This window comes from Bacteroides sp. 51, assembly GCF_010500965.1.
In the GTDB taxonomy this organism is placed as follows: domain Bacteria; phylum Bacteroidota; class Bacteroidia; order Bacteroidales; family Bacteroidaceae; genus Bacteroides.
In genome coordinates this window covers 23,760-42,255 of the sequence record NZ_QVMI01000013.1, presented here as the reverse complement: position 1 = coordinate 42,255, position 18,496 = coordinate 23,760, and the positions used below count along the sequence as shown (strand labels likewise).

Genomic DNA, 18,496 nt, shown 5'->3' with positions numbered 1-18,496 from the left:
AAAACATAGAAATACAATGAAAAAGATATATTATTTCCTATTATCCCTGACCGTACTCCTTACCGCATGCGGAGAGGATTACGATCTGAGTACCGGCTTCACGGTGCCCAATGCCCTTAATGGTCCGGCTTCCGTTAAACTCGACCTTTCTTCCTCCGAGAACATTGTCTTCTCCTGGGAAGGAGGCAAAGCCAATGATGGCGGAATCCTGATTTACCAGATACTCTTTGATAAAGAGAGCGGCAATTTCTCTGATCCTCTTCTGAAACTTCAAAGCGACTTGGGTGGATTGTCCAAACGTACGCTTACCCATGTGGAATTAAATAAAATGGCTCGTCAGGCCGGATTGAAAACCGGTGAAAGCGGTTCATTCAAATGGACGGTAACCGCCTCGCGAGGTGGGGTAGAGCACATGGCAGAGGTATCTGAGAAAGTCACCCTGACCCGTCCCGATGAAGAAATACCCGAGCAACTGTACCTGCGTGGAACGGCTACGGAAAATCCGGATGGTAACTCGGCATTCCGTACCGTAAGCGATGGAGCATTCACCATCTATACTACCCTGAAAGCTGGTAATCTGTTATTGGCCGATGCTGAAAACGAAGACGCGGCTCTGTATACCGTAGACGGCAGCAGCAAGATTGTGGAAGGCAGCAATCCGTGGTCTACCGAAGCATACGACTCGCCCATACGGATGACGATTAACTTCAATACCAAACAAATAAGCATTGACCGGATTACAGGAATCCGCATGATCTGGGGCTGTAGTTTTGGCGTAATTGCGAATATGAATTATGTAGGTGGCGGAATCTTTGAAAGTCGCAATACTTCCATTAACTTTGTTATTCCAGGTGGCCCTGGTGCTCCCGAATGGCTGGGATGGGTAGAAGAAAGATATTACTTTATTGCTACTGTTAACGGTGCAGATATATGCTGGGGCCGTATGGACGGTGTTCATGGAGAACGTCCATCGGATACTGAACCCATCAGCTTCTATGAAATAGGCGAGTTCCCGTGGTCGCAATGGGATCATTTATGGAAGATGGCCGGTAAACTGGACGGCAAGTCGTGCACAGTGACCATTGATACAAATAAAGATGGATTGATGATTCATCAGTTTACAGATATACAATAAAAACCATGAAGAAATTATTATTATCACTACTCACTCTATCCACCGTTCTTTTCTTTTCCTGTGGAGACGGTGCCGAAGAGTGGACACCCAACGGTCCGCAAACGCCCCCACCGGGGGCGGGAGCCGATGTAGACTATAAAGAACGTGCCAAAGAGATTTTCGATAAAATACAGGTATATTATAAGACTGAAACTACCGGGCTGTATAAAGAAAACTACCCTGCACAGGCAGGCGACCAGGCATATTCCTACCTCTGGCCGTTTGATGGTATCGTATCCGGTGCCGCATTGCTCACCCAACTGGGCTACAACGTAAACTATGAAACGTTGGTCGGCAACTTCGATAAATACTGGCGCCAGGGAGCTGCCGGAAACAACATTCCTGGTTTCGGTTCCTCCACCAATGGAACCACCGGCGGCGGCACACGCTTCTATGACGATAATTCCATTGCCGGCATCAGTCTGGTCGAAGCCTACCACATCACCGGCAACGCCGCTTATCTGGCCAAGGCCAAACAAGTGGTTGCCTTCCTCAAAGCAGGAGAAGACAATAAACTAGGTGGTGCCCTGTGGTGGAACGAAGATCAAAAGGACCTCACCGGCGTATCGGACTCCAACAAGCCGGCATGCTCCAACGGTTACGCCACTCAGTTCCTGTTACAATACCATGAGGTGTGCGATGCATCCGAAAAGGCAGACGTCCTTGCTTTTGCCAAGCGCCTGTACACCTGGCTGCGCGACAATCTGCTTGATACGGACAATTGCTACTGGAACGACAAAAACAACTTGGGAACAGTGAATAAGTATAAATGGACCTACAATACCGGCGTCATGGTACAAAACGGCATCTGCCTGTATCGCATCACCGGCGAAAAGAGTTATCTTGACCACGCCATAGCTTCAGCACAAGGAGCCTACGATTATTTTGTAAAACCCCGCAACGGCGTTTCACTGGCCTTTCCGGACAGCGATCCCTGGTTTAACACCAAGCTACTGCGCGCGTATATCGACCTGGTTCCTCTCCATGCAGAGGCCGATAAATACATTCGTGCATATATCAACTTCATCAACCACGGTTACGATAAGGCCCGCACGGATATGGGATTCTTCTACGAAGACTGGACAGGAGCCGATCCGAAACGATATTACTCACTCCTCATGCAGGCCGCCGTCGTAGAATCATACGCAGCAATTGCAGTGTATAAAGAAAACTAATAGGCCACAGATGAAACATACCATCTACATATTAACAACCCTTATATTGGTTACTGCATGCGCTCCCCGCATGCAGTCCACTGATGCAACCTATCTAGACAAAGCCGAGTCCATGTTCGCCCTCGTCTGGGATAAGTACCGCGTGCCGCAGTATGGCCTCTTTGCCGAGCATTACCCTAACGACTATAAACCCAATCTGGATTACTTCCAGGACGGAACCCGCACCGCGCAGGAAACATCCTACCTGTGGCCCATGAGTGGCGTATTCTCTTCCGTTATTCTGCTTGCAGAAATCAACCCGGAGAAATATACACCCTATCTGGACTCCATGGTCGTAGCCGTGGAGAAGTATTACGATGACCAGCGTATCCCGCCCGGATATCAGGCCTATCCGGTACAGTTTGGCCAGGTAGACCGTTATTATGACGATAACGGTCTGGTGGGAATTGACTATATTGATTCCTATGCCGTTACTCGCAATCCCTTATACCTGGAACGGGCACGGCAGGTAATGACCTTTATCATGAGCGGCTGGTGGGACGAATACGAAGGTGCTGTGTCCTGGCTCGAAGGCCATAAAGACCAGAAACCGGCCTGCTCCAACGGTAAAGCCACCGTACTATCACTCAAACTATACGAGGCTACCGGCGAGGAGCAATACCTGGAACAAGGAAAACGTTTCTATAACTGGATGATGAAATACTTGCTCGATGATTCCCTGCATATCATCTGGAACGCTCTGCTTACCGAAAAGGGCGAGGTGCAGAAACACGCCTATACCTATAATACAGGTACCATGATACAATCCGCCGTAAGGCTCTACCGGCTCACCGGTGAGAAGAAATACCTGGATGATGCCCGCGCCATGGCCGAAGGCAGTTACAAATATTACGTAAAATTCACCGATGGTGGCACCCCATATATCGCCGATCTGCCCTGGTTTGTCACCGTCTTGTTCCGCGGTTATCAGGAGTTATACGAGGTAGACAAAGACCCCAAATACATAAATGCCATCATCCAGAGTGCCGACTGGGCATGGGAACATGCCCGTGATCATGCCGGACTGGTTTACAAGGACTGGACCGGCCGTACCGACGAATCAAACCAACCCAAATGGTTGCTGGATGAATCGTGTATGATCGAGATATATACCCGGGCAGCAATGATCCGGAACATGCAAAAGTGACCAAAAACAATAAATAATGAATATCAAAACACTCCTTACATTATGTGCCGGCCTTGTCCTCACCCTATCGTGCGACACCAGGCAACCGGCAGAGAACCTGTCCGACTATGTCAACCCTAACATTGGCTCCGTACACAGCCGCTGGTTTTTCTACACCCCCGCCGCCGAACCCTTCGGCATGGCCAAACTCGGAGCATCCACCAACGGCAGCTACGGAAATAATCAGGGTTGGGAAGCCATTGGCTACGAAGACAACCATACCTCTATCGACGGATTTCCTTGTATGCACGAGTTCCAGATAGGCGGCATCACCCTGATGCCCATTACAGGTAATATAATCACCCAACCCGGAACACTCGAAGACCCGGACAATGGTTATCGCTCCCGTTTCGATAAAAAAGATGAAAAAGCCCAGCCCGGATACTATTCCGTATTGCTGAAAGACTATAATGTAAAGGCCGAATTGACCGCAACTGCACGTGTGGGTTTTCAGAGATACACCTTCCCTCAATCTGGCCAATCGCACATTTTACTTGATATAGGTAATCGCTGGGGCGAGAGTGGAGCCGTGCGCGATGCGTCCATCCAGCAAACCGATGCTAACACCATAGAAGGGTATGTTATCACTGAACCCGAATATGTGAAGAAGTACCAGACAGGAGCCTCTGTTCCTCTCTATTTCTATGCCAAGGTTGATAAGGCACCGCAATCTGTTGATGTATTCTATCGCAACGGTGAGCTGAAACCCGGAAACACCATAACCGGCGCAGGTGCCGGAATGGTACTGAATTATGCTACGGAAAGTAACGAAACCATTACGGTTAAAATCGGCTTGTCTTATACATCCATTGCCAATGCCCGTCTTAACTTTGATACAGAAGCCGGCAATCTCAACTTTGATCAGGCGCTGGAAAATACCCGTAATAAGTGGGAGAACTCACTTGCTCGCATCCGCGTATCCGGTGGAACAAAGGAAAGTAAGATTAAATTCTATACCGGCCTATACCATGTACTCCTTGGTCGTGGTGTTGGTAGTGATGTGAATGGATCTTATCCTAAAAATGATGGTAGTATCGGACAAATCCCCCTTGATATTAACGGAAAACCATCTTATACTTTTTACAATACAGATGCCATTTGGGGAGGTTACTGGAATCTGACCACGCTATGGTCAATAGCCTATCCGGAGTATTACAATGACTGGGTAAACAGTCAGGTGCAAATATATAAAGATGCCGGCTGGCTGGGCGACGGTATGGCGGCCAGTAAATACGTGTCTGGTGTAGGAACCAACATGGTAAGCATTGCAATGGCTGGAGCCTATAACAGCGGCATCCGCAACTTCGATGTAGAAACAGCCTATCAGGCGGCCTTTAAAAATGAACTGGGCTGGGAAAACCGCATCGCCGGAGCCGGCAAAATGGATGTGAAACAATTTGTTGAACGTGGCTATGTGCCTTATGAGAACTCTTTGTACTACGGCACCCACCCCGAAGGTTCTACTTTTTCCGCCTCTCATACAATGGAGTACAGCTTTAGTGCCTACGCAGTGGCTCAATGGGCTAAAGCACTCGGCAAAACCAATGATTACAACAAGCTGATGGACTACTCGCGCGGCTGGCATAACTTGTTCAATGATGAATTGAAACTGATTCACCCCAAAGGTGTGGACGGAAAGTTCCTCGATAACTTCAACCCGCTTGAGTCATGGAGGGGATTTCAGGAAGGTAACTCACTTCAATATACGTTCTATGTTCCTCAAGATCCCGCAGGGCTGATCGGCAAAGTCGGTCTTGACACCTTCAACAACCGGTTGGATTCCATCTTCACCGAAGCCCGCAAATCCATGTTTGGCGGTGGTAAGATCACGTATGCCTTCTCGGGTGTGGAAAGTCCGTACAATCATGGTAACCAGCCGAGCCTTCATATATCCTGGTTCTTTAACTTCTCCGGCAAACCCTGGCTTACTCAGAAGTGGACGCGCCTTATCTGCGATGAATTCTACGGAACCGATGGTGAGCATGGTTATGGCTATGGTCAGGACGAAGATCAGGGGCAACTAGGTGCATGGTATGTACTTGCCGGCATGGGATTGTTTGATGTTCAGGGCGGAACCCCCGAGCGACCCACATTCCAATTGGGAAGTCCGGAATTCGATAAAATTGAAATCAAGCTAAGCTCCGTTAATGCAACAGGGAAAACATTCACTATTGAGGTAGAAAACAACGGTCCGGAGAATTACTATGTCCAATCCGCTTCTTTCAACGGAAACTCACTTGATAATTGCTGGATGTATAGGGATGAACTCTATAAAGGCGGTACGTTGAAACTGCGAATGGGCGCTAGTCCGAATATGGATTGGGGAGTTAAGGTAGCTCCCCCGGTGCCACAGTAAACATCAATGGCTATATGTTTATTCATTCCAGAGTATACAATATTATATAATTATACACACTAGTATGAAACAACAAAATACAGTAATAAAAGCCTTGCCCGTACTCTTCGGCTTCTTCGTTATGGGCTTTTGTGATATCGTCGGCATCACCTCCGACTATGTCCAAAGGAGCTTCGACTGGTCGCCCCAGATGACTGGGTTTGTACCCTCTATGGTATTTATCTGGTTCCTTTTCCTCGGTATTCCGGTAGGTATCCGGATGAATAAATGGGGGAGGAAGAATACTGTACTCCTCAGTATGGTCATTACTGTGGTGGGAATGGTTATACCCCTTATCAGTTACAACAGCATAACCTGTTTACTCGCTTTTGCACTTCTGGGTATAGGTAATGCCATATTGCAGGTGTCGCTCAATCCATTGCTGAACAATGTAATCACCAGTGGGAAATTACTGACCAGTAGTCTCACTGCCGGTCAGGTAATCAAGGCTATATCCTCATTAGTTGGTCCGGAAATCGTTCTTCTGGCAGTAGCCTGGTTTGGCGATGATAAGTGGTATTATTGTTTCCCCATTCTTGGGGTTATTACTTTGCTCTCTGCGCTTTGGCTTATGGCAACGCCCATTGCAAGAGAAAGGGAGTCCGAAACTTCCGGACTCACCTCGACTCGTGATACTTTTGCCTTGTTAAAAGAAAAAACCATTTTATTGCTTTTCCTAGGTATCTTTTTCATTGTGGGTACTGACGTTTCCACCAATTATATCAGTTCCAAATTAATGGCTGCCCGTTTCGACTGGACTGTGGAACAAGTGAAATTTGCACCACAGGTTTATTTCTTCAGTCGCACGGTAGGCGCTTTGCTGGGAGCATTCCTGTTGACACGGATTGCAGAGATCAGGTATTTCCGCCTGAATATACTGGCTTGTGTGGCTTCACTTTTGGTAATGGCATTTGTAGAGAATGAAATTGTGAATCTGGTTTGTATCGGAGCTGTTGGATTTTTTGCTTCTTCGGTATTTTCCATTATCTATTCTATGGCATTACAGGCTCGTCCGCAAAAGGCCAACGAGATATCGGGATTGATGATTACTGCCGTTGCCGGTGGAGGAGTAGTTCCTCCTGTAATCGGATTCGCTATCGGAGGAATAGGTATAATCGGTGGCATTTTTGTGACTCTGATTTGTGTGCTTTATCTAACGTATTGCGCTTTCGGGATAAAGCCTGTTGGAAAATAAAGACCTGGTTTAAATAAGCGATAAAGGGGCCAAAAGGTCAATGACGTTACATCATTGATCTTTTGGACCCATCTTATATCAACTATTTTACTTGCTCAGAATCTTATTTGTTCTTGTTGCTAAATTTATTTGCGATATAATTTGGTTTATAAAGTAAACTAAGTTACATTTGCAACCAGTAAGAACAAATAAAGCTATGAATAGAACGTTAATAACCTTATTTACAATTGTTTCGTTTGCCTCTCTAAGAGCGCAGACAACAGATGTTTCCGGCACTATATTCGATGAGAATAAACAGCCAATCAGTTTTGTTAACGTATATATTGACGGAACATTAGATGGAACAAGTACAAACGATCTAGGTCAGTTTGTGATAAAAACAGAAGAGAAGGGGAGTGTTACCCTCAAAGCATCTTTTGTAGGTTATCAAACTTACGTTCTAACCAAAGATGTGAAAGGCTTGAATAATTTGCGCATCTACCTTAAACCCGCTGTGGAGAATCTGGTCGATGTAGTAATCGTTGCCGGAAATTACTCCTTGAAATCATCTACACTGGAAAGTCAGAATGCAGTTAATCTTGTTACCAATGCCGGTTCCGATGGCGACCTTAACAAAGCCCTGACCATGCTTCCGGGTTCACAAGCCCCTGGCGTGGACGGACGTTTACAAGTGCGTGGCGGTAATAGTCGGGAGTCGCAGACTTATATAGATGGCATGCATGTACTTTCTCCCTATACAGCCAACTCACCCAACAGCAGTTCCCGCCTCAAATATTCTCCTTTTCATTTTGAAGGTATTAATTTCTCTACCGGAGGGTATGGGTCCGAATACTCGCAAAGTCTGTCGAGTGTTTTGCCGTTAGATACAAAAGATAAAAATACGGAATCAGCTTACGGCGTCGGATTGATGAATGTAAATATAGAAGCTGGAGGCACCCAGGCATGGGATAAAGGCTCTGCATCGTTGACGGTAAACTATACCGACCTGACCTTCTACAATGCTATGTTTCATCCGGGCGAGAATGATAAGTGGGATATCCCATACCGTGAGCTCTCCATCCGTAATCAATTGCGATTTAATTTTACTCCGAACTCCACCCTGAAAACCTATTATGCATATGATAAAACCCGGTATCGCCGTTGGTGGGAGGACCCCTTTGCCGACAATCTGCGTAACATGAATTACAATGAAGACAACCTGTACCTGAATACTACTTTCCACACCAAGCTGGCTAATGATATTCGATATTTTGTGGGTGTGGCCTATTCCTGGAACAACCAGGAGAGAAACAGCAGCCTGCTTCCGGGTGACCGTTACACAGTCAAAGAAAATGAAACCCATTTGAAAACCAAAGCATCCAAAAGATTCACCAACCTATATAAAGTAGAATTCGGTGCAGAATCCTACCTGCGGTCTTACGATATGGAATATGCAGATCAGAATTCGGTACATCGCAAATACGATCATAATATCAGCGGCATCTTTATCTCTAACGATTTTAACTTTACCAACCGGTTTTTCTTTAACCTATCGGGGCGAATGGAGTATTCTTCCCTCACGGATAAATACGCCATTCTGCCGCGAGCCGCTTTGAACTATCAGATGGATGGGCTGATCCTTTCGGCCGTTGTCGGTAAATATCAACAGGCAACTGATCCCAACTACCTGATCCGCAACGAGAAACTTGCTATGGAAACCAACTGGATGACTATGTTTGGCATGTATTACAATAAAAACAGGCGTACCTACCGGGCAGAATTTTACAATAAAAAATATAATGACCTGCCTTTACTTGCCAATGGCGTATATACATCCGGTGGAGATGGGTATAGTAGGGGAGTTGACCTTTACTTTGATGACAGTAGATTACTTAAATACGTGGAATACACCTTGTCTTATTCCTATAACAATTCGAAAAGAAAATATCTGGATTATCCGGTGAAAGCAACTCCCAACTTTGTGACCCACCATAATACATCTCTGATGGTCAAATACTTCTGGACGAAATTGCGGACTTATTTTAGTCTCACCAACAGTTTGGCAAGTGGGCGGACTTATCACGATCCCAATAAGGCAGGTTTTATGAATGCCAAAACACCCTTGTACCATACATTGGGTTTGGGGTTGACCGTTCTTCCACGTCCCGGAATGATAATATACGCCAGTCTGTCGAACGCATTCAACCGGAAGAATGTATATGGATACAGTTTTTCCGGCCACCCCGATGCGAATGGACATTTTGCTTCCGTTCCTACCACTTCCTATCAAGGCCGTACCTTTTATGTAGGTGTGTTTATCAATTTCGGCAAAGGTAGAGCATATAAACCATCTTATTTCTAAAATTAAATAACCCATTAATATATGAATCTTATGAAAACAATGAAAAATTATGCAGTTTTAGTCTTGGTTTCCTTCATTTTCTGTAATTTTACCCACCGGGTAAGTGCACAGGAAGGAGGCTTGTACCAATCGTCTATGGAAAAAGCGTTAACCAAACTCGATGAGGTTAAAAACATAGCCGATTTAATGGATTGCCGCAATCTTTTTGAGCGTATAGCCCAGAAGTTCGGCGATAAATGGCAACCGGTTTATTACACCGCTTATTGTGATATCCAAATGGTATATTATGACAAAGCCTCCGAGCACAACAGCGTACGTTTAAGCAATGCGCAAAAAGAATTGGAGAAACTGGATTGTATTTCCGATGCCGATAAATCTGAGGTGAGTACCTTATGGGGATATTATTACAATGCGCAAATTATGCTCAATCCCGGTAACGCACAAACTATTTTCGGACAGGTAATCGGAGCCTACGAAAGAGCATTGGGGATAAATCCTGAAAACCCGCGGGCGGTGATTCTACGGACGTTTTTCAATCAGTTCCTGCCCCCGATGGTGAAACTGAAAATTGATGCTTCCGTAGAAGTAGAAAAGGCTAAAACCCTTTTTGCCAAACAAGAAAAAGGGATTGATAAACCCTACTGGGGCGAATCATTTGTGAATTACATAAAAATAGAGAATTGAGAAAATAATAAAGTACTATTATAACCATTTTGGAACATAGATTAGCACTGAAAAATATATAAATTGCATTTTTAAGTCTGCGTAAATCCGCGTAAATCTGTGTTTCAAAATAATTAAAAAACCATAATATGGAATCAAAATTTAACGAAACAGATAGCATGTTGGTCATCCGTGAGATGATTGAACAAGCCAAAGATAATTTAAAAGAAGGCGATGGAAAATACCTGGTATTATGGGGGTATATCATTACCATAGCTTGTTTTGCCCATTATATTTCTTATACCATTCTTGATTTTGGATATACTTTATCCAACTATATCTGGACTATCCTTCCGATTATTGGTGTCATCGTTACCTTCTTTTTTATCTGGAACGACAGGAAGAAGGAAGTGGTAAAAACCTACGTCAGCAGTATGATCAGCCGGATCTGGACTGGATTTGGTTGTACGGCTTTTCTGGTTGCTTTTTTGCTTGCCGGTAAGAACGGTATGTATATTTACCCTGCCATTTCACTGGTTTATGCGTATGCCACTTTCCTTTCCGCAGGGGCTTTCCGTATGAAGTGGATGTATATCTCTGCTGCTATTTGCGCGGTTTGTGTTATACTTTACCGTTTTGTTCCTTATAGTGCATATCCGCTCCTTATGGGTACCATGCTTATTTGCGGCAACCTGATACCGGGGCATATTATTAATTATAAAGCGAAGAAAAATGTTTAAGGATCTGGATCCGTTATTACATTCGCAGCTCAGACTGGCCATCATGTCTTTGCTGATTTCCGTAGAAGAAGCCGATTTTGTCTTTCTCAAAGAGAAGACTGGCGCTACTTCCGGCAATCTGAGTGTCAGTATAGAAAAACTCAGCGAAAGCGGATACATTAAAGTACGAAAGTTTATTGATGGTAAAAGACCGAAAACCGTGTGTAAGGTCACTAAGAAGGGCATTACCGCGTTTGAAGAATATGTGAAAGCATTGGAAGATTACATAAAAAAATCCGGCATCGCTAAATGATGCCGGTTGTAAATACAAACTATGGATATCGAAACCTTCAGAGAATATTGTTTAGCAGTTAAGGGAGCTACCGAAAGTACTCCCTTTATTGACCGTAATGTGCTTGTATTCAAGGTTATGGGTAAGATGTTCTGTATGATGTCTCTTGAACCGAAAGATGGTGTTTATTGGGCTGATCTTAAATGTAATCCGGAATATACCATTGAACTTCGGGAAAAACATCAGGAAATTGGCCCTCCACATATCAAAACGGCCTTGATGTGGCATCGGATTGTACTTGATAGCGATGTTCCTGATAAATTAATTGTAGAATTAATCAACCATTCTGCCCGGGAAGTGATTAAGAAATTGCCTAAAAAGAAGCAGGCGGAATACAATCGATAATTGGAAAACCCTTATCTTTGCGGCTCATTTTCTACGTATGAATACAAAGGTTAAAGGGTATATACTGGCAGCAATAGCTGCGGCTACTTATGGAATGAATCCCCTGTTCGCACTTCCGCTTTATGAGGCGGGAATGAATCCGGACTCTGTATTGTTTTTCCGTTATCTTATTGCAATTCCTATTTTAGGAGTCATGATCAAGGTGCGTGGACGGGATTTTAAGGTAAAACGGAAAGAAATCCTTCCACTTATTGTTATGGGGATTCTGGTTGCCATGTCTTCGCTTTTCCTTTTTCAAAGTTATAATTTTATGGATGCAGGAATAGCATCCACCTTGCTGTTCGTTTATCCTATCATGGTAGCCTTGATTATGGCTGTTTTCTTCCGGGAGAAAGTAACTCTTCCAACGGTGTTGTGTATATTTATGGCATTGGGAGGTATAGCTCTGCTTTATAAAGGAGGCGATGGTTCCACATTGAGTCTTACGGGCACCCTGCTTGTCCTGGCTTCTGCGCTCTCTTATGCTATTTATATTGTAGCAGTGAACCGGCCGATGTTGAGAAATGTTGCTACACTCAAAATTACTTTTTATATATTGTTGTTCGGAGTATCCCTATTCCTGGTACGTGCCGATTTCGGGACAAGCCTTATCGTGCCCGATAAATGGTATCTGTGGCTGAACCTTATTGCCCTTGCTGTTTTTCCGACTACTATATCATTTTTATGTACCACCAGTGCTATACAATATATCGGTTCTACGCCTACAGCCATACTCGGTGCACTGGAACCCGTTACAGCGGTGTTCTTTGGAGTTACTGTTTTTGGCGAATCGCTTACTCTGCGAATCATTTCGGGGATCATGCTTATCATTCTGGCTGTTTCGTTCATCGTTGCGGGCGGTAACATCAAAACATACCTTGTTCGCTTTAGGAAATTATTCCCCAGGCTGCCGATAAGAAAGTGATATATAAACACCAAAACCTGTATTCTCTTCGAGTAGGAATGAAATTATAGCAGATATCAAGAGGCTTAGTTCGTTTTTGCCAGTTGATTTATTCGTATATACAGTTGAACTTTAGGTGATTATACTGTTGTTTTATGATTGTTTTCTTATTCAATTAGTTCGTCCCGCAGATGCGGGCTATTCGTCCCACATATGTGGGCTATTCGGTTTACAGTTGTGGGCTATTCGTCCCGCATCTGCGGGACGAACTAAGTGAATAAGAAAATTGACCTAAATCTTATCTAAGAATAGGTAAGTTGTGGTGAAAGAAGTGTATAATAGCTCTTTTATATAACCTCTGTGTTAGTCTATAAAGCGTTTGGTGATGTCTCCGTATTCGTCGATACGTCTGTCTCTTAAGAATGGCCACCAACGGCGTACGTTTTCGGAGCGCTCCAAATCGACTTCGACTATCATATTCTCTGCCATTTCATTCCCCGCCTGTGCCAAGAATTCACCTTGTGGACCGGCTACGAAGCTATTTCCCCAAAACTGTATACCGTTAGTCTGCCCCGATGGATCGGGTTCATGGCCTATGCGGTTCACTGATATTACCGGAAGTCCATTGGCAACAGCATGAGCGCGTTGAGAAATAATCCAGGCATTAAGTTGACGCGATTTTTCATCCTCCGTGTCCGAGCTTTCCCAGCCAATAGCGGTAGGGTAAATCAGCATTTCAGCTCCTTTGAGAGCCATGAGCCGGGCAGCTTCCGGATACCATTGATCCCAGCATACCAACACTCCTAATTTGCCGATGGAAGTTTGAATCGGTTCGAAGCCAATGTCGCCCGGGGTGAAGTAAAATTTTTCATAATAAGCCGGATCGTCAGGAATATGCATCTTGCGGTATTTACCAGCCACACTTCCGTCTGTATCAAACACCACGGCTGTATTGTGGTAAAGTCCCGGAGCACGTTTCTCAAAAAGAGAAGTAACCAGTACGATATTATATTTGGCTGCAAGTTCCGAATAAAACGAAGTGGAAGGACCGGGGATAGCCTCTGCCAGATCAAATAGGTTTGTGTTTTCCGTTTGGCAGAAATAACGGGTGTTATGCAACTCCTGAAGTACAATCAGTTGAGCCCCTTTTTCGGCACATACCTCAATATTCTTAGCTAATGCTTTCAGATTATCACGGATATCGTCACCATTTGCCTGTTGTATCAGGCCGACTTTTATTTTTTTCATACTCTTTTCTCTTTTTTACTATTGGGTGTAGGGGCGATTTGTAAACTGCCCAACCTTGTTTGGGTGTTCACTATTTAATTACATCTCGCGGATATTGCATGGTTACACAATGCAGCGAACCATGTTGTCTGATTAACGATTGGCAATCAATTCCGATGATTTCATCATCAGGAAAAGCTTCTTGAAGAATATCTTTTGCTTTCTGGTCGTTCACCGGCTGATTATACGTAGGATACAAGATAGCACCATTAATAATCAGGAAGTTAGCATATGTTGCAGGAAGCCTTTCGCCATCTACTACAATCTTGTCAGCCATAGGCAATGCCAATAACCGATAAGGCTCGCCAGATAGTGTACGGAAAGATTGCAACTGTTCTTCCATCTTCTTTAATGCTTCGTAATGTTCGTCTTTTTTGTCATCGCATTTTACGTAAGCAATCGTGTCCGGAGAACAAAAACGTGCCAATGTATCAATGTGGCTATCGGTGTCATCGCCCGCCAAATAGCCATGATCGAGCCAGAGTACTTGCTGCAAATGGAAAGTCGCTTTCAGAAACTCTTCTATTTCCGCCTTGTTCATTGCACCATTGCGGTTGGGAGACAGTAAACACTCTGAAGTAGTTAGTAGCGTACCCATTCCATCACTTTCGAAAGAGCCGCCTTCCAGTACGAAGCCTAATTGGTTCTCGTATCGCCCGTTTAAAACATGTGCTTCCACGGCTTGGCGGGTAATTAAATTATCTTTATCAGCGGTAAACTTTAATCCCCAGCCGTTGAACATAAAATCGAGTAGGGTAAGCGAGTCCTCATCTATACGGGTAATGGCACCATGATCACGTGCCCAGGTATCATTCGTTTCACATTCCAGAAACCGTACATTTTTCATATTGACTTCGGCAGTGATGAATTTACTGACTTCTTCCGGTTCTGGAGTTACAATAAGTAACAATTCTCTTGCTGCAATCTCCCGGGCAATCTGTAAAAAGCAAGCTTCGACATCGGGCAATATGTATGCCCAGTCTGTACCGGCATGCGGCCAGGTGAGCTGTACGCCACTTTGTGGATGCCATTCGGCAGGTAGAAATGAAGTCTGTTCGGCGATAATTTCCATTATTTTTTCTCTTCAGTTTTAGGTTTACGATCAAAGAACGGATTCTTTGATGATGCACTGATAGGAATGGTCATAACCATTTTGCAGCCATTCAGCCAATCCAATCGTTGGGCGGCGAGTCCGGCAGAAAACATAACACGTGTGTCAACTCGTAAGTCAGATGCTGTGGCACATGCAGAGCCAATAGCGATTCCCAGATCAATCGAATTCAGTGAACAAGGTATTCCCGGTGTGCGCGAAACGCATGTTGGGAAACCGCAATGCCCACAGTTTAATCCCTGTGCCTTTTCGTATGTACCAATTAAAATCAAACACTCGGCACTTAAAATATTATCCGCATCTCTCAGGAAGAATTTCATGCCATGTTCTTCTACCATTGCAATCATTTTGTCGGACAAAATTTTTATATCCTCACCTGTAACAATGGCCGTTTCAATGATATCTATACCTTTTCCTTTGGGTGCAGTACGTGCCGCTGTCATCATCTGTTTAGCTATATTGATGACATGCTCATGACGGCAGTTGCGTTCATTTATAATCATAAATAGTCAGATTTGTTATTAGTAACCGGGGGCAAATATAGTGAAAGTTGAGCGGCAAGGAAAGCGAAACGAAAGGTTTCAGCGAATACTTGCCCAAGATGCATCCTATATTCGTTAAATATAGTGATTTTGTCGCGGTTCAAAATAGTAATAAGCTTATCTTTGTCTTTTATTATACTTGTTTGAAACCTTCTGTAAATATGCTTCAGATAAATAATGCTTGTGTCGCTTTCGGTGAAGATGTCTTGTTTTCTAACTTTAATATGCACTTGAAGAGGGGAGAGATGTCCTGCATTTCGGGTCAGTCCGGTCGTGGAAAAACCTCACTCCTGAATGCAATCATGGGGTTTGTTCCACTACGTGAAGGCAGTATTACGGTCAATAATATTTTGTTAAATAAGCATACAATAGATTCCATACGTTATCATATAGCATGGGTACCTCAGGAACTGGCTCTTCCATCCGAATGGGTAAGTGAAATGGTACACCTTCCTTTTGAACTCAAAATAAACCGGAAAAAGAACTTTTCTAAAGAAAAACTGTTTTCCTGCTTTCATGAGCTTGGACTGGAAGAAGATATTTATCATAAACGTGTGGTTGAAATATCGGGTGGACAAAGACAACGTGTAATGTTGGCCGTAGCCGTTTTACTGGATAAACCGCTGATTATTATAGACGAACCAACATCCGCACTTGACGGAGATTCAATGGATAAAGTATTAGCTTTTTTTCGACGTTGTACTGAAAAAGGAACTGCTATTCTCTCCGTTTCTCATGATGAGAACTTTGCATCAGGCTGCGATCACCGGATTAAATTATAAAATCAAACACAATGGGAACTATAGATATTTCATACTCAAGTTTATTAATCGGATTACTATTGCTCATTCTTCCGGTTTATTATTTGTGGAAATTTAAGACCGGATTAGTGAAGGCTACTGTAATCGGAATCTTTCGAATGATTATACAACTCTTCTTTATTGGTATATATTTAAGATACCTGTTTTTATGGGATAATCCGTTTGTGAACTTCCTTTGGGTAATCATTATGATCATGGTTGCTTCACAAACTTCTCTATCGCGTACACAGATTAAAAGTAAAATATTATTTATTCCAATATCTGTTGGATTTTTAGTCTCTGTTGTTCTGATTGGCATGTATTTTCTTGTTGCAGTATTACAACTGGAAAACCCTTTTAGCGCCCAATACTTCATTCCTATTTTCGGAATCCTGATGGGAAATATGCTTTCCTCAAATGTCATAGCCTTAAATACATTTTATAGTGGATTGCAGCGCGAACAACAACTTTATTACTATCTGTTAGGAAATGGGGCAACCCGGCAGGAAGCTCAGGCACCATTTATCCGCCAGGCAATTATAAAAGCATTTAGTCCGTTAATTGCAAATATTGCAGTTATGGGACTGGTTGCTTTACCTGGGACTATGATTGGACAAATATTAGGAGGAAGTAGTCCCCACGTAGCTATTAAGTATCAAATGATGATTATTGTCATCACCTTTACAGCTTCAATGTTGTCGCTAATGATTACCATTTCGATAGCTTCGCGTAAATCTTTCGATCCTTATGGCAAACTATTACATATTACAAAGGAGAAAAAAGAAAGAAAATGATTGATGCAGTCTTAAATAGAGTTGGAAACCTTCCTTTGCCAGGATTCTTTGTAACTGTTGAATTCACTAAAGAAGCCAATACATTTCCTACAGGACTTGAAACTTTTATCTTTGAAAAGTTAGAGAGAATCCATCAGGGAGTAAAGAGCCGAAAATTTACATATCAGGAAAATGGGTGGAGAATGACACTGACATTCTTCCCGACAAACCAGGTTGTAGATGAGAAATATGCGATGAAGAACACTGTAAATAAAGTAAATAAGCCAAAAAGAGAGTGAAATATTACCGGATATCCTCTTTTTTGAGTATATTTGCATCCAAATTTTCTATCCATAATGAAAATTAAGGAAATAGTAAGCGCCCTTGAACGGTTCGCGCCTCTGCCATTGCAAGACGGATTTGATAATGCCGGCCTGCAAATCGGACTGACAGATGCGGAAACAACAGGGGCTTTGTTGTGTCTTGACGTAACTGAAGCTGTTGTAGATGAAGCTATCGCGTTAGGATGTAACCTCATTATATCGCATCACCCGCTTATTTTTAAAGGATATAAATCATTCACAGGTAAAGATTATGTCGAGAGATGTATCATGAAAGCCATAAAGAATGATATGGTGATTTATTCTGCTCATACCAATCTTGACAATGCACAAGGAGGGGTGAACTATAAAATTGCGGAAAAGATCGGTCTGAAAAATCTTCGTTTTCTCTCGGAAAAAGAAGATATGTTGTTGAAACTTGTTACGTTTGTTCCAGAATCGCATGTCGAAGTTGTACGGGAAGCATTGTTTAATGCAGGGTGCGGACATATAGGTAACTATGATTCATGTAGTTATTCTGTAAAAGGCGAGGGAACATTCAGAGCTGGCGAAGGTACCAATCCGTATTGTGGAAAAGTGGGAGAGCTGCACCAGGAAACTGAACTGCGGATAGAAACTATTCTACCCTCCTTTAAAAAATCTGCAGCAGTAAAAGCGTTGATGAATGCTCATCCATATGAAGAACCTGCTTTTGATATTTACCCGCTTAAAAACAGTTGGGCACAAGCAGGTTCCGGGATAGTAGGAGAGTTGGAGGTAGCAGAAACCGAACTCGACTTCCTGAAACGCATAAAGAAGACATTTGAAGTCGGTTGTCTGAAACATAATAAATTATCCGGGCGGTTGATACAAAAAGTCGCACTTTGTGGTGGGTCAGGGGCATTCCTTTTACCCAACGCCATAGCAGCAGATGCAGATGTATTTATCACAGGGGAAATGAAATATCATGAATACTTTGGACATGAATCCGGTATATTAATTGCTGAGATCGGACATTACGAAAGTGAACAATACACAAAAGAAATATTTTACTCTATCATTGAGAAACAATTCCCCAATATAGATGTATATATTAGTAAAGTGAATACGAATCCTATTAAATATTTATAAGAAAA

The 18,496-nt window shown here is 43.3% G+C and carries 18 protein-coding genes; 15 read left to right on the top strand and 3 right to left on the bottom strand.

Annotated elements, in window-relative coordinates:
* Positions 1-16 precede the first annotated feature (16 nt).
* The 11 genes from D0T87_RS11465 (at position 17) to D0T87_RS11415 (ending at position 12,548) form a co-directional block, all read left to right on the top strand.
* Complete coding sequence (locus D0T87_RS11465; protein WP_163175269.1) at positions 17-1,135, top strand: SusE domain-containing protein; 1,119 nt, start codon at positions 17-19, stop codon at positions 1,133-1,135.
* A gap of 5 nt (positions 1,136-1,140) precedes the next feature.
* The gene (locus tag D0T87_RS11460; protein ID WP_163175268.1) at positions 1,141-2,349 is read left to right on the top strand and encodes a glycoside hydrolase family 76 protein; all 1,209 of its coding nucleotides are present in this window, start codon (positions 1,141-1,143) and stop codon (positions 2,347-2,349) included.
* A gap of 10 nt (positions 2,350-2,359) precedes the next feature.
* Positions 2,360-3,535 carry a glycoside hydrolase family 76 protein gene (locus tag D0T87_RS11455; protein ID WP_163175267.1) on the top strand — a complete coding sequence of 392 codons (1,176 nt, stop codon included), beginning with the start codon at positions 2,360-2,362 and terminating at the stop codon, positions 3,533-3,535.
* Positions 3,536-3,548: 13 nt separating this feature from the next.
* Positions 3,549-5,930 carry a GH92 family glycosyl hydrolase gene (locus tag D0T87_RS11450; protein ID WP_163175311.1) on the top strand — a complete coding sequence of 794 codons (2,382 nt, stop codon included), beginning with the start codon at positions 3,549-3,551 and terminating at the stop codon, positions 5,928-5,930.
* A 64-nt stretch (positions 5,931-5,994) separates the two neighbouring features.
* Entirely contained in the window at positions 5,995-7,164 is a 1,170-nt protein-coding gene (locus D0T87_RS11445; protein ID WP_163175266.1) for a sugar MFS transporter, read from the top strand.
* A 196-nt stretch (positions 7,165-7,360) separates the two neighbouring features.
* Positions 7,361-9,505 carry a TonB-dependent receptor gene (locus tag D0T87_RS11440; protein ID WP_163175265.1) on the top strand — a complete coding sequence of 715 codons (2,145 nt, stop codon included), beginning with the start codon at positions 7,361-7,363 and terminating at the stop codon, positions 9,503-9,505.
* 30 nt (positions 9,506-9,535) lie between these two features.
* A complete protein-coding gene (locus D0T87_RS11435; protein WP_163175264.1) occupies positions 9,536-10,189 on the top strand; it encodes a hypothetical protein in 654 nt (217 codons plus the stop codon).
* Between the two features lie 128 nt (positions 10,190-10,317).
* Complete coding sequence (locus tag D0T87_RS11430; RefSeq protein ID WP_163175263.1) at positions 10,318-10,908, top strand: hypothetical protein; 591 nt, start codon at positions 10,318-10,320, stop codon at positions 10,906-10,908.
* Positions 10,901-11,200: a transcriptional regulator gene (locus tag D0T87_RS11425; protein ID WP_163175262.1), complete on the top strand. Its 300-nt coding sequence runs from the start codon at positions 10,901-10,903 to the stop codon at positions 11,198-11,200. The genes D0T87_RS11430 and D0T87_RS11425 overlap by 8 nt, the downstream gene beginning before the upstream one ends.
* Positions 11,201-11,221: 21 nt before the next feature.
* The gene (locus D0T87_RS11420; protein WP_163175261.1) at positions 11,222-11,584 is read left to right on the top strand and encodes an MmcQ/YjbR family DNA-binding protein; all 363 of its coding nucleotides are present in this window, start codon (positions 11,222-11,224) and stop codon (positions 11,582-11,584) included.
* Positions 11,585-11,621: 37 nt separating this feature from the next.
* Positions 11,622-12,548, top strand: a complete 927-nt coding sequence (locus D0T87_RS11415) for a DMT family transporter (protein ID WP_163175260.1) — start codon at positions 11,622-11,624, stop codon at positions 12,546-12,548.
* A gap of 342 nt (positions 12,549-12,890) precedes the next feature.
* Here the strand turns inward: D0T87_RS11415 and D0T87_RS11410 are convergent, their stop codons facing one another.
* From D0T87_RS11410 to D0T87_RS11400, 3 genes are all read right to left on the bottom strand, one after another.
* The gene (locus D0T87_RS11410; RefSeq protein WP_163175259.1) at positions 12,891-13,775 is read right to left on the bottom strand and encodes a carbon-nitrogen hydrolase; all 885 of its coding nucleotides are present in this window, start codon (positions 13,773-13,775) and stop codon (positions 12,891-12,893) included.
* Positions 13,776-13,845: 70 nt separating this feature from the next.
* Positions 13,846-14,886, bottom strand: coding sequence for an agmatine deiminase family protein (locus D0T87_RS11405; RefSeq protein ID WP_163175258.1), 1,041 nt, complete (start codon positions 14,884-14,886; stop codon positions 13,846-13,848).
* The gene (locus D0T87_RS11400; protein ID WP_163175257.1) at positions 14,886-15,428 is read right to left on the bottom strand and encodes a ferredoxin domain-containing protein; all 543 of its coding nucleotides are present in this window, start codon (positions 15,426-15,428) and stop codon (positions 14,886-14,888) included. Before D0T87_RS11400 ends, D0T87_RS11405 begins: the two co-directional genes overlap by 1 nt.
* Before the next feature lie 200 nt (positions 15,429-15,628).
* Between D0T87_RS11400 and D0T87_RS11395 the strand changes: the two genes are divergently transcribed.
* From D0T87_RS11395 to D0T87_RS11380, 4 genes are read left to right on the top strand one after another with little or no spacing between them, the layout of a single operon-like run.
* A complete protein-coding gene (locus D0T87_RS11395) occupies positions 15,629-16,249 on the top strand; it encodes an ATP-binding cassette domain-containing protein (RefSeq protein ID WP_163175256.1) in 621 nt (206 codons plus the stop codon).
* Positions 16,250-16,260: 11 nt separating this feature from the next.
* The gene (locus D0T87_RS11390) at positions 16,261-17,061 is read left to right on the top strand and encodes an ABC transporter permease (RefSeq protein ID WP_163175255.1); all 801 of its coding nucleotides are present in this window, start codon (positions 16,261-16,263) and stop codon (positions 17,059-17,061) included.
* A complete protein-coding gene (locus tag D0T87_RS11385; RefSeq protein ID WP_163175254.1) occupies positions 17,058-17,339 on the top strand; it encodes a hypothetical protein in 282 nt (93 codons plus the stop codon). The genes D0T87_RS11390 and D0T87_RS11385 overlap by 4 nt, the downstream gene beginning before the upstream one ends.
* A gap of 57 nt (positions 17,340-17,396) precedes the next feature.
* Positions 17,397-18,491 carry a Nif3-like dinuclear metal center hexameric protein gene (locus tag D0T87_RS11380; RefSeq protein WP_163175253.1) on the top strand — a complete coding sequence of 365 codons (1,095 nt, stop codon included), beginning with the start codon at positions 17,397-17,399 and terminating at the stop codon, positions 18,489-18,491.
* Positions 18,492-18,496 lie beyond the last annotated feature (5 nt).

Excerpts from the sequence above, each read along its gene's own strand:
- D0T87_RS11410 (WP_163175259.1), bottom strand. The coding sequence starts at position 13,775 with ATGAAAAAAATAAAAGTCGGCCTGATACAACAGGCAAATGGTGACGAT.
- D0T87_RS11460 (WP_163175268.1), top strand. The coding sequence starts at position 1,141 with ATGAAGAAATTATTATTATCACTACTCACTCTATCCACCGTTCTTTTC.
- D0T87_RS11380 (WP_163175253.1), top strand. The coding sequence starts at position 17,397 with ATGAAAATTAAGGAAATAGTAAGCGCCCTTGAACGGTTCGCGCCTCTG.
- D0T87_RS11415 (WP_163175260.1), top strand. The coding sequence starts at position 11,622 with ATGAATACAAAGGTTAAAGGGTATATACTGGCAGCAATAGCTGCGGCT.
- D0T87_RS11435 (WP_163175264.1), top strand. The coding sequence starts at position 9,536 with ATGAAAACAATGAAAAATTATGCAGTTTTAGTCTTGGTTTCCTTCATT.
- D0T87_RS11455 (WP_163175267.1), top strand. The coding sequence starts at position 2,360 with ATGAAACATACCATCTACATATTAACAACCCTTATATTGGTTACTGCA.
- D0T87_RS11445 (WP_163175266.1), top strand. The coding sequence starts at position 5,995 with ATGAAACAACAAAATACAGTAATAAAAGCCTTGCCCGTACTCTTCGGC.
- D0T87_RS11430 (WP_163175263.1), top strand. The coding sequence starts at position 10,318 with ATGGAATCAAAATTTAACGAAACAGATAGCATGTTGGTCATCCGTGAG.
- D0T87_RS11465 (WP_163175269.1), top strand. The coding sequence starts at position 17 with ATGAAAAAGATATATTATTTCCTATTATCCCTGACCGTACTCCTTACC.
- D0T87_RS11440 (WP_163175265.1), top strand. The coding sequence starts at position 7,361 with ATGAATAGAACGTTAATAACCTTATTTACAATTGTTTCGTTTGCCTCT.
- D0T87_RS11385 (WP_163175254.1), top strand. The coding sequence starts at position 17,058 with ATGATTGATGCAGTCTTAAATAGAGTTGGAAACCTTCCTTTGCCAGGA.
- D0T87_RS11420 (WP_163175261.1), top strand. The coding sequence starts at position 11,222 with ATGGATATCGAAACCTTCAGAGAATATTGTTTAGCAGTTAAGGGAGCT.
- D0T87_RS11425 (WP_163175262.1), top strand. The coding sequence starts at position 10,901 with ATGTTTAAGGATCTGGATCCGTTATTACATTCGCAGCTCAGACTGGCC.
- D0T87_RS11405 (WP_163175258.1), bottom strand. The coding sequence starts at position 14,886 with ATGGAAATTATCGCCGAACAGACTTCATTTCTACCTGCCGAATGGCAT.
- D0T87_RS11400 (WP_163175257.1), bottom strand. The coding sequence starts at position 15,428 with ATGATTATAAATGAACGCAACTGCCGTCATGAGCATGTCATCAATATA.
- D0T87_RS11390 (WP_163175255.1), top strand. The coding sequence starts at position 16,261 with ATGGGAACTATAGATATTTCATACTCAAGTTTATTAATCGGATTACTA.
- D0T87_RS11395 (WP_163175256.1), top strand. The coding sequence starts at position 15,629 with ATGCTTCAGATAAATAATGCTTGTGTCGCTTTCGGTGAAGATGTCTTG.